This window comes from Arthrobacter sp. zg-Y919 (genome assembly GCF_030142045.1).
Taxonomy (GTDB): Bacteria; Actinomycetota; Actinomycetes; order Actinomycetales; family Micrococcaceae; genus Arthrobacter_B.
Genome location: NZ_CP126242.1, coordinates 543,428 through 556,824, shown reverse-complemented (window position 1 = coordinate 556,824; position 13,397 = coordinate 543,428). Strand labels below are relative to the sequence as shown.

Annotated in this window: 13 protein-coding genes, 1 tRNA gene and 2 riboswitches; of the genes, 4 read left to right on the top strand and 10 right to left on the bottom strand. The window is 66.5% G+C overall.

All coding sequences use genetic code 11. The annotated features are described in order from the left end of the window. Positions 1-63: 63 nt before the first annotated feature. The 3 genes from QNO10_RS02680 to QNO10_RS02670 all read left to right on the top strand — a co-directional run bounded on the left by QNO10_RS02680 (position 64) and on the right by QNO10_RS02670 (position 1,672). Positions 64-597 carry a MarR family winged helix-turn-helix transcriptional regulator gene (locus QNO10_RS02680; protein WP_229949226.1) on the top strand — a complete coding sequence of 178 codons (534 nt, stop codon included), beginning with the start codon at positions 64-66 and terminating at the stop codon, positions 595-597. A 32-nt stretch (positions 598-629) separates the two neighbouring features. Next, a tRNA-Arg gene (locus QNO10_RS02675) sits at positions 630-703 on the top strand. Between the two features lie 222 nt (positions 704-925). Further along, positions 926-1,672, top strand: coding sequence for a glucosamine-6-phosphate deaminase (locus QNO10_RS02670; protein ID WP_229949225.1), 747 nt, complete (start codon positions 926-928; stop codon positions 1,670-1,672). Positions 1,673-1,675: 3 nt separating this feature from the next. Here QNO10_RS02670 and QNO10_RS02665 read toward each other — a convergent pair whose 3' ends face one another. Next, a complete protein-coding gene (locus QNO10_RS02665; protein WP_229949224.1) occupies positions 1,676-3,565 on the bottom strand; it encodes an ABC transporter ATP-binding protein in 1,890 nt (629 codons plus the stop codon). Positions 3,566-3,759: 194 nt separating this feature from the next. On the opposite strand from QNO10_RS02665, the gene QNO10_RS02660 reads away from it, so the two are divergent. Continuing rightward, complete coding sequence (locus QNO10_RS02660; protein ID WP_229949223.1) at positions 3,760-5,469, top strand: ATP-binding response regulator; 1,710 nt, start codon at positions 3,760-3,762, stop codon at positions 5,467-5,469. Between the two features lie 53 nt (positions 5,470-5,522). Here QNO10_RS02660 and fdhD read toward each other — a convergent pair whose 3' ends face one another. The 9 genes from fdhD to QNO10_RS02615 form a co-directional block, all read right to left on the bottom strand. Beyond that, positions 5,523-6,368, bottom strand: coding sequence for a formate dehydrogenase accessory sulfurtransferase FdhD (gene fdhD / locus QNO10_RS02655; RefSeq protein ID WP_229949222.1), 846 nt, complete (start codon positions 6,366-6,368; stop codon positions 5,523-5,525). A gap of 99 nt (positions 6,369-6,467) precedes the next feature. Then, positions 6,468-7,763 (bottom strand): molybdopterin molybdotransferase MoeA, encoded by a 1,296-nt coding sequence (locus tag QNO10_RS02650; protein ID WP_229949221.1) that lies wholly within the window; start codon positions 7,761-7,763, stop codon positions 6,468-6,470. Further along, positions 7,760-8,044 carry a DUF6457 domain-containing protein gene (locus QNO10_RS02645; RefSeq protein ID WP_229949219.1) on the bottom strand — a complete coding sequence of 95 codons (285 nt, stop codon included), beginning with the start codon at positions 8,042-8,044 and terminating at the stop codon, positions 7,760-7,762. Before QNO10_RS02645 ends, QNO10_RS02650 begins: the two co-directional genes overlap by 4 nt. A gap of 36 nt (positions 8,045-8,080) precedes the next feature. Then, positions 8,081-8,758, bottom strand: coding sequence for a molybdenum cofactor guanylyltransferase (gene mobA / locus QNO10_RS02640; protein WP_229949217.1), 678 nt, complete (start codon positions 8,756-8,758; stop codon positions 8,081-8,083). Next, on the bottom strand, positions 8,758-9,258 hold the full coding sequence (locus QNO10_RS02635; protein WP_229949215.1) for an HNH endonuclease: 501 nt from the start codon (positions 9,256-9,258) through the stop codon (positions 8,758-8,760). Before QNO10_RS02635 ends, mobA begins: the two co-directional genes overlap by 1 nt. A gap of 268 nt (positions 9,259-9,526) precedes the next feature. Next, complete coding sequence (locus QNO10_RS02630) at positions 9,527-10,309, bottom strand: NlpC/P60 family protein (protein WP_229949213.1); 783 nt, start codon at positions 10,307-10,309, stop codon at positions 9,527-9,529. 26 nt (positions 10,310-10,335) lie between these two features. Next, a complete protein-coding gene (locus tag QNO10_RS02625) occupies positions 10,336-11,139 on the bottom strand; it encodes an NlpC/P60 family protein (protein ID WP_229949211.1) in 804 nt (267 codons plus the stop codon). 3 nt (positions 11,140-11,142) lie between these two features. Then, a riboswitch (cyclic di-AMP (ydaO/yuaA leader) is annotated at positions 11,143-11,301 on the bottom strand. 148 nt (positions 11,302-11,449) lie between these two features. Beyond that, positions 11,450-12,106, bottom strand: a complete 657-nt coding sequence (locus QNO10_RS02620) for a M23 family metallopeptidase (RefSeq protein WP_229949208.1) — start codon at positions 12,104-12,106, stop codon at positions 11,450-11,452. Positions 12,107-12,217: 111 nt separating this feature from the next. Further along, a riboswitch (cyclic di-AMP (ydaO/yuaA leader) is annotated at positions 12,218-12,401 on the bottom strand. 100 nt (positions 12,402-12,501) lie between these two features. Then, entirely contained in the window at positions 12,502-13,200 is a 699-nt protein-coding gene (locus tag QNO10_RS02615; protein ID WP_229949205.1) for an iron-dependent transcriptional repressor DtxR, read from the bottom strand. Positions 13,201-13,397: the final 197 nt, after the last annotated feature.

Genomic DNA, 13,397 nt, shown 5'->3' with positions numbered 1-13,397 from the left:
AGTATCTCTGCTTGAAAGTATCTCAGCTATCGAGATACTTCAACTCCCAGTTACTATTGGGCTGTGGAGGATCGGGAGCTACGGCGGGATATTGTGGACGCACTCCGCGGCATGAGCCTGGACGGGCAGCGTGTCGCGGACGCTTTTGCGCACTCACACGGCCTCAACGCCACGGACATGCGCGCACTGGTGCTCATCATGGAGGCGGAAATACGGCACCAGGCCCTCACGGCCGGGCAGCTCAGCAACCAGCTGGGAACCTCCTCCGGCGCCACCACGGCAGTGATCGACAGGCTGGAGCGGATCGGCCACATCCACCGCAACCGGACCCACGCGGACCGCCGGAAGGTCACCCTGCACTTCGAGCCGCTGGCCATGCAGCTTGCCGGCGCCTACTTCGGTCCCCTGGGCGCACTCACCGACGAGGTGATGAACCGGTACACGGAAACTGAGCTGCGCACCATCCTCGGTTTTATGCAGGCCATCCGCGAGAGCTACTCCCGGCACATCGCAGCACAGCAGCCCGACGGCGGTGCCGTTGGGGGTACCGGCACGGACGCGCACGGCCTGCAAACGCCCGCCGGAAGAAACGGGTAAGCTGGTAGCGCCCGCCGGGAAGCCGGGGGTGCGCCCTCGTAGCTCAGTAGGATAGAGCGGCCCTCTCCTAAAGGGCAGGTCGTCGGTTCGATTCCGGCCGGGGGCACATTTTTGTTTAACCCCGCATCCGTGTTTACCGCCGCTTCGGTTTGCGACGCGCGTTTCCCGGCAGCCCGTCCTCCCGCAGCAGCCGCGTAGTGCCTGGCCTCTGGACAGCAACTCCGCCGGGGGTTCATCATTGAGCAACTTTTCGTCCGCTCCCGAAGGAACCGGGGGGACGATCCGGAGGAGCAGCACCATACTCCCAGAACCGGGCAGGAATCCACTGATGCACGTTGTCATCCTCGAGACGCCCGCAGGCGTGGGGGACTATGCCGCCCGGGAAATCCTGCGGAGTGTCGACGCAGGGCAGATCAGGAACCTCGGCGTCGCCACCGGCTCGTCACCGTTGTCCCTTTACAAGGTGCTGGAACGCCACCGCAGCAGCCGGCTCGCCGCGCTGGACGAATACGTGGGCCTGGCGCCGGAGCATCCGGAAAGCTACCACGCGGTGATCCACCGGGAAGTCACCCAACGCCTCGGACTGGATCCGGAAAACGTCCACGTGCCCGACGGCAGCGCAACGGACCTGGCCGCCGCCTGCACCGCTTTCGAGGCCGCCATCCGCGCCGCCGGAGGGATCGACCTGCAGATCCTCGGGATCGGACGCAACGGACACATCGGTTTCAATGAGCCGACGTCGTCGCTTGCCTCCCGTACCCGGGTCAAGACCCTGATGTCCGCGACGCGCAGGGACAATGCCCGCTTCTTTTCCGACGCATCCTGCGTGCCCACGCACTGCGTCACCCAGGGACTGGGCACCATCCTGGAGGCGCGCCGGGTGATCCTGGTGGCGCAGGGTGCCGCTAAGGCCGCAGCGGTGGCCAGCGCCGTGGAAGGACCGCTGGCCGGCATGTGCCCGGCGTCGGTACTCCAGCTGCATCCGGACGCCGTGTTTGTCCTGGACCGGGAAGCGGCCCGGGACCTGACCCTGCAGGAGTACTACCGGAACGTGCAGGAGCACGGCATTCCGTGACGGTCAGGGACGGCCCGCGGCGTCCCGCTCCCCTGCCACCGCGAACTGCGTGTTGTACAGCTCCGCGTACCGCCCGCCCTGCTCCAGGAGCTGGGTATGCGTGCCCTGTTCGGCGATCTGTCCGCCTTCGATCACCAGGATGCGGTCCGCATTGCGGATGGTGGACAGCCGGTGCGCAATAACGACGGCGGTGCGTCCCTGCAGCGCCTCACCGAGGGCCGCCTGGACCGCGGCTTCAGAGGTGGAGTCCAGGGCCGCAGTCGCTTCGTCCAGGATCACGATCCGCGGCTGGGCGAGCAGCAGCCGGGCAATGGTCATGCGCTGGCGCTCACCGCCGGAGAGCCGGTAGCCGCGCTCCCCCACCATCGTCTCCAGCCCGTCCGGCAGGGAACGCACCATGTCCTCCAGCCGGGCCCGGCGCAGGGCGTCCCAGACTTCGTCTTCGCTGGCTTCGGGGCGGGCCAGTAGCAGGTTGGCGCGGATGGTTTCGTGGAACAGGTGCCCATCCTGGGTCACCATGCCCAGCGCCTGCCGGATGCCGGCAAAACCCAGGTCCCGCACATCGGTACCGGAGAAGCGCACGGCGCCCGAATCGACGTCGTACAGCCGTGCCAGCAGCTGGGCGATGGTCGACTTTCCCGCACCCGAGGTCCCCACCAGGGCCACGGTCTGCCCGGGTTCCACCCGGAAAGACACCCCGTGCAGGACTTCCTCGCCCCCGCGGTTGTCCAGCACCGCCACGTCCTCGAGGGACGCGAGGGACACCTTGTCCGCGGTGGGATAGGCGAACCGGACGTCGTCGAACTCCACGCTCAGCGGGCCCTGAGGCACCGGTGCCGGCGAGTCCTTCTCCCGGATCAGCGGCCGCAGGTCCAGGATCTCGAAGACCCGCTCGAAGCTCACCACGGCGCTCATGATCTCCACCCGGGCGTTGGCCAGGGAGGTCAGCGGGGCGTACAGACGGGTCAGCAGCAGTGCCAGGGTCACGACGTCGCCCGTGTTCAGGCTGCCGCTCAGGGCAAGATAGCCGCCCAACCCGTAAACCAGGGCCAGGGCCAGGGCGGACACCAGCGTCAGGGCGGTCACGAAGACCGCCTGCATCATGGCCATCTTCACGCCGATGTCCCGTACCCGCGAGGCACGCACCGCGAATTCACGGGATTCGGCGTCCGGCCGGCCGAAGAGCTTCACCAGGGTGGCACCGGGTGCGGAGAACCGCTCGGTCATCTGAGTGCCCATGGAGGCGTTGTGGTTCGCGGCTTCCCGGCGCAGTGCGGCGAGCCGGCCGCCCATCCGCCGTGCCGGCAGCAGGAACACCGGAAGCAGCAGCATGGCCAGCACCGTCACCTGCCAGGAGGTCCCCAGCATCACGATCAGGGTGAGGATCAGGGCGACGACGTTGCTCACCACCCCGGAGAGGGTTCCGCTGAAGGCCTGCTGGGCGCCGATCACGTCATTGTTGAGCCGGCTCACCAGGGCACCCGTCCGGGTGCGGGTAAAGAAGGCGATCGGCATCTTCTGGACGTGGTCGAAGACGGCGGTGCGCAGGTCCAGAATGACGCTTTCGCCGATGCGGGAGGAGAACCAGCGCGTCGCCAGGGAGACGGCGGCGTCCGCTACTGCGACGGCGGCAATCAGCAGTGCCAGCCGGGTCACGACACCCGGGGCAGTACCGGCCACAATGGAATTGACCACCTGCCCGGCCAGGACAGGAGTGGCCACGGCTAGGAACGCGCCCACTACGGAGAGCAGTACGAAACCGAGGAGACGTTTCCGGTACGGGGCGGCGAAACGGACAATCCGTTTCACGGTTTCCCGCGAGATCTTGCCGTCAACGCCCTTCGCGCGCGAAATCTGCATGAGTGAACCCCATGCTGCGCCTTCCATACTCATGTCTGTTCCTCCGATATCTGCACGTTCCAGCTTAAGCCCGCGCGGGGACCATTCCCGGGCGATCGCCAGGGGCTGAAACAGTGCCGGAATTCCCCCGAAGGCGCAGTGAACCAGGTCACTGTTTTCGCTCCGGGCGCTGATACACTTCGAATCGCTGCCCCTGGAGTTGAACCGGGCACCGACGAAAGGCCGTAATGTCCCCGGCACTGAAACCCTTCGCCGCCCCAAGGGGCGGCGCCTCTTCGGAGGGCAGTATCCCCACCACGCGAGCCAAGGCCCTCGTTTCCATTGAGGAGCCCGAGGTCTTCTCCGTCGTGGCAGGAATCCTCGCCGACGCGGGTCTTGATGCAGTGCCCGTGCTGGACCTCGACGAGGCCATGGAGGCCGCACGGACCGACTCGCCGGTGCTGGCCGTAGTGGATTCCACGATCCGGCAGGTCACCGGCATGGACATGCTCAAGCGCCTGCGGTACGAGCCGGCAATCACGAAGATTCCGGTGATCCTGGTGGCAGGCGAAGCCGGGCTGGATATGGACTTCATGATCGAACTGGGCATCGCCGACTTCGTGGCGAGCCCGGTGGACCCCGAAGACCTCGCGCGCAGGGTCAACCTCATCCTTGCCACCGCTGAGGCACGCCGGGACCGGCGGACGGCAGCAGCCCGCCTGCGGGAGGAGACCCGCCGCATTTCCGCCGCCATCCGGGCGACGAACGATCCCCAGCAGATGGCCGAACTGGTGGTGCACGGTCTTGGCGCGACGTTTGAAGCGGACCATGTGCGGCTGGTGACCTTTCCCGACGAACGGGTTCCCGAACTGAGCCTGGCCTGGGCCCGGGAGGAAACCGCCGGGGGCATACCTGAACTTTCCGGGCACGCCGCCGGTGAACTGGCAGAGTCCCTGTGGGAACGCGGCCGTGCCCTCGCAGTCGAGGACCACCACGCCCAGCCGGGAAGCGAGCCGGATCCGATAAGCACCGTTTCCTTGGCGGCGGGCCTGCGGACCTCCATGGTGGTGCCGCTCGGTCACGGGGACAAGGCTTTTGGCCTGCTCTGGCTTGCCGGGGAAAGCGCCCCACGGGACTGGACGGGTACGGAAACTTCCCTAATAAGGCATGTCAGCGGAAACCTGGCCCACGGCCTGGTGCAGGGCAACCTGATCACGGCGCAGCGGATGGTACTCAAACGGCAACGGGACCTGGACCAGGCGAAGACCGACTTCGTGGCCACCGTCAACCACGAACTGCGGACCCCGCTGACCTCGATCACCGGGTACCTGGACCTCATTCTTGACGGCTCCAGCGGGGATATCCCGGACGATGTGGCGCAGATGCTGAAGATCGTTGGGCGCAACGCCGTCCGGCTGAATCAGCTGATCAGCGATCTGCTGACCATCTCCCGGCAGGACGCGGATGAGAGCAGCCTCGCGGTGGAGGAAGTCGACCTGGCGGAACTTCTCAGCGCCGTCGCCGCCTCCTTGGCGCCCGCCGCCGGTGCCAACAACCTGGACCTGCGGTTGGACCTCGGCCCGGAGGCGCTGCTCGTGGATGGTGACCGTGCCCAGTTGGAGCAGGTGTTCACGAATCTCTGCTCCAACGCTGTAAAGTTCACACCCGCCGGCGGGTCCGTGCAGGTCTGTGCGGAGCTGGTTCGGCCCGACGGCGCCGGACCCGGTGTGCGGGTGCAGGTCCGGGACTCCGGAATCGGCATCCCGGAAGCGGACCTGCCCAATCTTTTCCGCCGCTTCTTCCGCGCCTCCAACGCCACCGCCGCTGCCATTCCGGGAACCGGGCTGGGGCTGGCCATCGTTCAGGACATTGTGCTCCAACACGGCGGGGAACTGGGCATCGATTCCAAGGTGGGCCAGGGCACCACGGTGACGGTCCTGCTTCCCGCCTCGCGCTAGGTAAGTGCGGAAGCGGCAGGACCTCACCGCGGCGCGAGGCGGGGCCTAAGCCGCTAGGCGAGGGCGGGGGTCCCGGCGAGGATCCGTTCCGGCGCGGAGTAGCAGTTCAGGGACGCGCCGCGGCTGAAACCGATCAGCGTCATCCCGCCGTCCTTGGCCAGTTCCACGGACAAGGCAGACGGTGCGCTGACCGCCGCAAGCACCGGGATACCCGCGAGCTGGGCCTTCTGGACCAGCTCGAAGGACGCGCGTCCGGAGACCTGCAGCACCATGCCGCTCAGCGGAAGCATCCCGGCACGCAGCGCCCAGCCAACCACCTTGTCTACGGCATTGTGCCGGCCCACGTCTTCGCGCAGGCACAACAGTTCGCCGTCGGCGTTGAACAGGCCTGCCGCGTGCACGCCGCCGGTCCGGTCGAAGACCTTCTGGCCCTCGCGCAGCCGGTCCGGCAGGGAGGCCAGCATTTCCAGGGGCAGCCGCACACCGTCGGTGGACGGGTCGAAGTGCGAAGACTTCCGTACGGCCTCGATGGACGCCGTGCCGCAGATGCCGCAGGAGCTGGAGGTGTAGACGTGCCGCTCCATCCCCGTGTCCGGCAGCGCGGTACCGGGGCGCAGCTGGACGTCCACCACGTTGAAGGTCTGGTTACCTTCCTCATCCACTCCGGAGCAGTACCGCAGACTGACCAGCTGCGCCGGATCCCAGATCACCCCTTCGGAAACCAGGAATCCAGCGACCAGGTCGAAGTCGTCACCCGGCGTGCGCATGGTGACCGTGAAGGACTTGCCGCCGATCCGGATTTCCAGCGGTTCCTCCCCGGCCAGTACGTCGTCCCGCCGGCTGACGTTGCCGTCCAGTCGGAACCGCGTGACCCGTCCTCGTTGGGTAACCCGTCCCATGATGTCTCCCTGTCTGTGGTGCCTAAATCCGCCGGCGGATGCCGGCACTGCCCGGTATTACCGGTTTTTGTTGCCCGTACGGTCCGGTTTCTCCACCGGTTACCAGGACGGTGCGCGGTTGACCTGCCACGGGAGGGGCAGCGCCATTACGGCCTGGTCCCTGATGCAGCCTTCCGGAGGCACCACCATAACGGCGTCGGCCTCGGCCAGTCCCCGGAGCATTCCGGAGCGGAAATACGGTGAGGGCATGGCCCGGTCCTCCTGGATACTGCAGGGAACCAGCCGGGTCCTGCCCGGCAGCGGTTCCAGGTCAACTCCGGCCAGGACATGCCGTTCCCGGGAAATCGGGGCTCCCCGCAGCCCGTCCAGCAACGGCTGGACAATCGTGAAGACTGCCATCATCGCCGCCAGCGGATTGCCGGGCAGGGCAACCAGCAGGCGGCCGTCCTGCAGCCGGGCGAGCATGGTGGGATGTCCCGGGCGCATGGAGATTCCGTCAATCAGGAGCTCCGCCTCGACCTCCTCCAGGGCACGGCGCAGGTGGTCGGCGTCGGAACGCCCGGTACCGCCCGTGGTGATGAGGACGTCTCCGGAGGACATGGCAATGGAGAGTTCATCCGTGGCTTCGCTGCTCAGCGCTGCCACCACTTCCTCCAGCCGGTCCGGCAGGCGCCGGACGACGTCGATCCGTCCGCCCAGCATGGTGATCAGCTGCGGCAGCTGGGGTCCGAAGGTGTCCCGGACCTGGCCGGGCTCGGGCAGGCCGGCTTCGATAACTTCATCCCCGGTCAGCAGCAGGGACACGCGCGGGGAGCGCAGCACCGGCAGCGTGTCATGCCCGCAGACGGCGGCCAGGGCAATGTGTGCGGGGTTCAGCAGTTTTCCCGCGGGGATGGTGGTCTCCCCCGCCGCTGCTTCTTCCCCGGCAGGGCGGATGTGTTCGCCCGCCCGCGGTTCGCCTTTCCGCGCCCGGTCGCCCAGGCTCAGCTGCGGAGGGGTCGTGGCGGAAACCGTACCGCTTTCCGAGCGCAGGACGGCTTCGGCGCCCTCCGGGATCAGCCCGCCGGTGAGGATTTCCACTGCCTCCCCCGGCTGCAGGGCGCGGCGTCCGGATTCGCGGTGGACCTGCCAGCGTTCCACCTCGGGTTCTTCCTGGGTGATGACCGTCCACGGCGGCGCCCCCGCAACTGCCCAGCCGTCCATGGCCGCCGAGGCGTAATGCGGCACCGGCTGCAGGGCGGCGGTCTCGACCGCAAGGATCCGGCCGAGCGCCTCGTCCAGCGGCACCGTCTCGTAGGGCAGCGGGCGGGCAGCGGCATAGGCCGCGTGACGCGCCTGCGCCCAGGACGCGTTGGGCTGGACCGGCAGGATCACGGGTACGGCGGGTTCGGTCACTGGGCGTCTCCTTCCGCCGCGGCGTCGCGGCACTGATCGGCAGCCACAGCCATGGCGGAACGCATGGCGACGGCGTCCTCGGCCTGGCCGCTCGCCGCTGCAAGGCCTGCGGCATACCCAACAATGAAGGTGGTCAGCGGCGCAGCGGGCCGCACTACGCTATGCGCTGCAACTGCAGCCAGGTCGAGGACAGCGGCGACATCCACCGGTGTGCCCTCGAGCTCCAGCGCCTGCAGCAGCCTGGCGCTCCATGCCTCGAGTAGTTCCTGCTGGCTTGCCATTCGTGCTCCTTCGTATCGCTTGGGGACTGCCCGTTGCTACGGCAGGTCCCCGGCGCTCACACCCAGCGATTGCGCGTCGTTCCAGGTGTCAACATCGGCTGTACTCATCGGGGGAACATCAACACCCCTCCATTGCACCCTAGCAAGCAACGCCTTCATGGACTTGTTCGCCAAACCTTCGGAGGCAGCGGCGTCGACCGCTGCCCGGAGGTCGGCTGTGCGGTAGAGGGCTGCCAGCGGCTGCCGGTTGCCGGTTGAATCGACGGCCAGCAGGCTTTCGTTCCCCGGCTCAGCGGCCGCGGTCAGCAGCGCCCGTACGGCGGTGGACACCTGGGGCATGTCGCAGGCCAGGACCAGGGTCCACGGACTCCCGGCAGTGTCGCCGTCGTCGGTGGCGTTACCGGTGTGACGAGGATCGCGGCCGGCGTCCTGGGCGGTCAAGGCAGCAACGGCGGCCCCCACCGCTGCAGCCGGACCGGCGAACGCAGGCTCTTCGCGGACCAGCAGGGTGGGTGTCTCCGGGTGCCGGGCCAGTACGGCCGCCAGCTCGGGAGGCCCGGCGACGGCGGTCTGCCGGGCCTCGGGCACCGCGGCGAGGGTGGTTTCCAGGAGGGTGCGATCCCCAGCCAGCAGCAGCGCCTTGGGCGTGCCGCCAAGCCGCGTGGACCGGCCACCGGCGAGGATCACTGCGTTATAACGGAGGGTGGCGGACATCAGGCTGCCGTGTCATTCTGCAGGAACGGATCCCACTGGGGGGAAGGGCGTTCGAGTTCGCGGATCTGCCAGCGGGCACCGCGGGGAGCCTTAGGCGAAATCCGCAGTTCCCAACCAAGCTGTGCCAACGTCCGGTTGCCTTTGGTGTTGTTGCAGCGCAGGCAGCAGGCAACCAGGTTCTCCCAGCTATCGTCACCGCCGTGGGACCGAGGGACCACGTGGTCCACGGTGGCAGCGGCCTTTCCGCAGTAGGCACATTCATGGTTGTCCCGCCGCAGGACGCCCCGGCGGGTGGCAACGGTGCCCTCCCGGTAGGGAACTTTGACATAGCGGTGGAGCAGGATAACCGACGGCCTGGGGAGGATTTCGTTGGGTCCGACCACGGGTTCGCCGCTCTCTGCCACCACGCTCGCCTTTCCGTTCAATACCAGTACCAAAGCACGGCGGAAGGTGATCACGGCCAGCGGCTCATATCCAGCGTTCAGAACGAGAGTGCGCATGCACATACCTCTTCGTCTGCCGCCCACGAACCGGTGAGTACAAGACACCGTTCCGCAAACGGCACTTCGGATTGTCTATGCAAGAGTAGAACGCGTTTGCGATCTTTGCCATTTACACCGGCAGTACCCGGACCGGTCCCCTGGTACCCGGACCCCGCTTTCCGCGCCCCGGGAACCCGGGTATGGAAGTGGAAACCGGGTTAAAGAAACCGGGTTAAAGGGGTAAGGCCCCTCCCGAAGGAGGGGCCTTACCTGGTGCGCTGGCTGCTTAGCCGCCTACGCGGATGTACACGCCGCCGGAGCCGAGCTCGGCCGGCGCCACAACAGTGGAGCCGCCGTTGAACCCGCCGTGAACGGCCTGTCCGCCGCCGACATACACGGCAATGTGGGCCAGGCCCATGCCGCCGTTGACGTAGTAGATCAAGTCACCGGGCATAGCCTCAGCTGCACTCACCGTCCGTCCAAGGGAGAGGTAGCTTGCCGGATAGCCGTGGTGGTTGATGCCGGCTGCGGCCAGGGCGTTGGTCACCAGCCTGGTGCAGTCCTGGCCCACGCCAAGCTGCGCGTAGGCTGCGGAGGCAATGGTTGAAGCCACACCTGTTGCAGCCTGTACGGGCCGTGCGGACGCCGTGGTGAGACTGGTGGAGTTCCCGGCAACTGCCGCGTTGCCGCGGACCTGCTGCTGGCCGGTGGCCACGGCGGCGGGTGCCTCTAGAGCAACCGCTGCTTCGACCGCTGCTGCGGGTTCCGGCGCAACGATCACGCCGTTGATCCCATCCCGCTCAAAGGAGATAGCCACGTCCGCGGGGACCTGGAGGGTCTTGGCCGCGGAAAGGTCCAGCGTGCTGGTCTGGACGTCACGCACTACATCGGCCCCGGAGGCGTTGGCTGCAACACCGGTCGTCAGCACCAGCCCGGAGGCTGCCGCAATGACGGCGGCCTGGCGGCCTACGGTTCCGGCGTTGGAGCTGACGGCGCCGGCAAGGGCGTTCAGCGTGGTGGTGCGTTCCACCGGCGCCCGGTGACGGGCGCGCTCAACTGTCGTGGTCATGATTCTCCGCGTCTCGAATTTCTGGATTAGCTGACGCGGACGAAGCTGACGCCACGCAGGTCGGACAGGGCGTGCAGGCCGGTGTTCATGCCGTTCAGGCCACCGCTGACAACCTGGCCGTTGCCGACGTAGATCGCAACGTGGGTGGCGCTGATGACCAGGTCACCCGGAGCGGGAGAGCCGACCACGGAACCGAACTGGTAGAACTGGCCCGGGGCCAGGTCGCCGACGGACTTGCCGACGGAGCGCAGTGCCTTCTCAACCATGGCGGTGCAGTCCTGCGCAACGCCGATCTGGGCGTAGGCGGAAGCCACGAGGCCGGCTGCGACGTTGCCGGAAACCGGAGCCTGGGCATCTGCTGCGCCACCGTTGGAAGCGGTGGTGATGTTCGAAGCGGCGGCTGCGGGAGCAACGCGGGCGGCTGCAGCGGTCTTAGCTGCTGCGGCCTGCGTGGCGGCCAGCTGCGCGGCGGCTTCGGCAGCGGCCTCTTCGGCGGCAACCTGTGCCCGGTAGTCGGCGCCGGAGATCGTGGAGATCTTGGCGATGTCTGCGGACTCGAGGGTGTAGAGCTCGAACGGTGCGTCTGCGGGAGCAGTAACGCTGCCGGTGACGACGTTCAGGGGGGTGGCCTCAAGGGCCTGGCGGTCCGTGCTTACGGATGCAGCCTGTGCAGGAAGTCCTGCAGCCAGCACGAGGCCGGATGCTGCAACGACGACGGCGGCCTGGCGGCCTACGGTTCCGGCGTTGCTGGTGACTGCCTTGGAAAGTGCAGCGATCGGGTTGGTCTGTACGGTGGCAGCGCGACGGCGGCCGTGAACGTTTGATGACACAAGTTTGCCTCTCCCAATTGCCTACGAGGTGAGCTGTCGGATTCGGATGGGAGTCACCCGGTTGCCCGGCCTATGGCCTTTTGCAACTTAACCCCAAGGGTTTCTTTCGAAACCCGAAATTGGTTCCCCCGCCTCTGCCATGCGATTCTGCGAACGGACTTCAAACAGTGGCAGAGCTAGGCGATCTGTTCGAAGGTGCCCCACCTTTGCGAATCGGGCACGAGGTTGAGCGTACAGCAACAATTGAGCTATGTCACGTTCCGATCACGAAACGATATTCAAGCGGTTACAACGCTTTGATTCTAGGCAGTTACAACCAATTGAGCGGGTCCACTACTTCGCCGTTAACCATTACCTCGAAATGCAGGTGGCAACCGGTTGACGAGCCCGTGGTGCCGCTGGCTCCCACCAGGTGTCCGCGTTCAATAGCGGCACCCACAGAGACGGCAATGGTGGAAAGGTGGTTGTACGTGGTTTCGACTCCGTTGCCGTGGTCAACCACCACGCGGTATCCCCCGCCGTAGGCGTGCCAGCCGGCGAAGACCACGGTGCCGGATGCCGCAGCACTGACAGCTGTGCCGCAGACTGCGGCGAAGTCCTGCCCGTTGTGCATCTCGCCGGCAGCCCCGGTGATGGGACTGGTCCGGTGGCCGAACCCGGAGGTTTGAATCAGTCCAGTGTTCAGGGGCGTGGACAGCGTGCCCTTGGCTGCGGCTGGAACCGCGTGGGAACCGGCTGCAACCGTGACGGACGCCAGCTTGGCATCGGGGTCGAATTCGCTGCTCAGCCCGGCCCGGGCGAAGCCGATATCGGCGTTGGGGTCGGCAGAGACGGGCGCGTCGGCGCCCGTGGCCTGGCGTTCAGCCGGATTGTCCGCTGCCGCAGTGGTCGGCAGCGCAGCGGTAAGGATCAGGCCCGAGGTGGCTGCGGTAATGGCAATCTTCTGGGCGGCACCGCCAACAGACACGGATTTGGTTTCTGCGCGCCGGCGGCCAGGTGCTGAGGCGTTTCGGGGTCGCAGTGGGACGGCAGGGGCAGGCGCACGGCGCCTCCCCGAAGCAGCATGCTTCGACAAGTGTTTCCCTCTCATTGATCGCCTGCGAAGTTAGCTGTCGGATTCGAGTAGAGAAAACTCGGCCTCCGGAATAGGCGGGTATTACGCGGCTATGCAGTAATACCGCCGTCTCCCGGAAGGCTTCACCCCAAGGCAGCCTGGCTGCCGGAGAATGGGTCCTCCGCCCCTGCCTGGACGAATGTAGTGCTCCGGTCCGCTGGCAGGGCTCGGCGGACGGACCGGATAACGATGGTGGTTCAGCGTCAGGAACACACTATAGGATAAATGCCGGAAAAGTGACCATTCCGTTACCCAAGCTGTGAAACAAATACATGCGCAGCTACTTCGGCCGGCAATTCAAGGGCTCCCTCGATACCCGGAACCCGCACGGAAATGTATCCACCGACTACCTCAGCGGTCATTTGCGCTCCGGGGCGCAATCCCGCCTCGTCCAACTGGGACAAGAGTTCCGGTTCCACCTGAATGGGCTCGGCAAGCCGGACCAGCCGGAGTTTCGTTCCGGGTTCGACGGCGGCGACGGTGGCCACAAGGTTAACGACGCCGGCGTGGAAGACTTCCGCTGCAACCCCGCCGATTCCTTCGAGTCCGGGAATCGGATTGCCGTACGGCGATTCCGTGGGGTGGCCCAGCAGTTCATACAGCCGGCGTTCCACCCGCTCACTCATCACGTGTTCCCATCGGCAGGCTTCGTCATGCACATAGGCCCAGTCGAGGCCGATCACGTCGGAGAGGAGCCTTTCGGCGAGGCGGTGCTTGCGCATCACCTCGGTGGCGCGGCGGCGGCCAAACTCGGTCAGCTCCAGCCGCCGCGTCCCGGCAACCACGACAAGTCCGTCACGTTCCATGCGGCCGATGGTCTGGGACACCGTGGGCCCGGAGTGGCGGAGCCGTTCAGCGATACGGGCCCGGAGGGCGACAATGTTCTCTTCTTCCAGCTCCAGGATGGTCCTGAGATACATCTCAGTGGTGTCAATGAGATCCGTCATGACGGGCCGCTCCTATGTACGGAAGAAAAGAAGGCCAGCAGGCCGCTGCCCCGGGGGTGTACGGCAACACGTTAGCCTATCGGCCGGACCGCCCGATAATTCCGCGGTGCCCGGCACATCGCGCCGTGGTGCGGGTCATATATCGCCTCCGTACGAGGGCATACGGCAGAATGGAAAGTGCATATCCGCCACCTTCG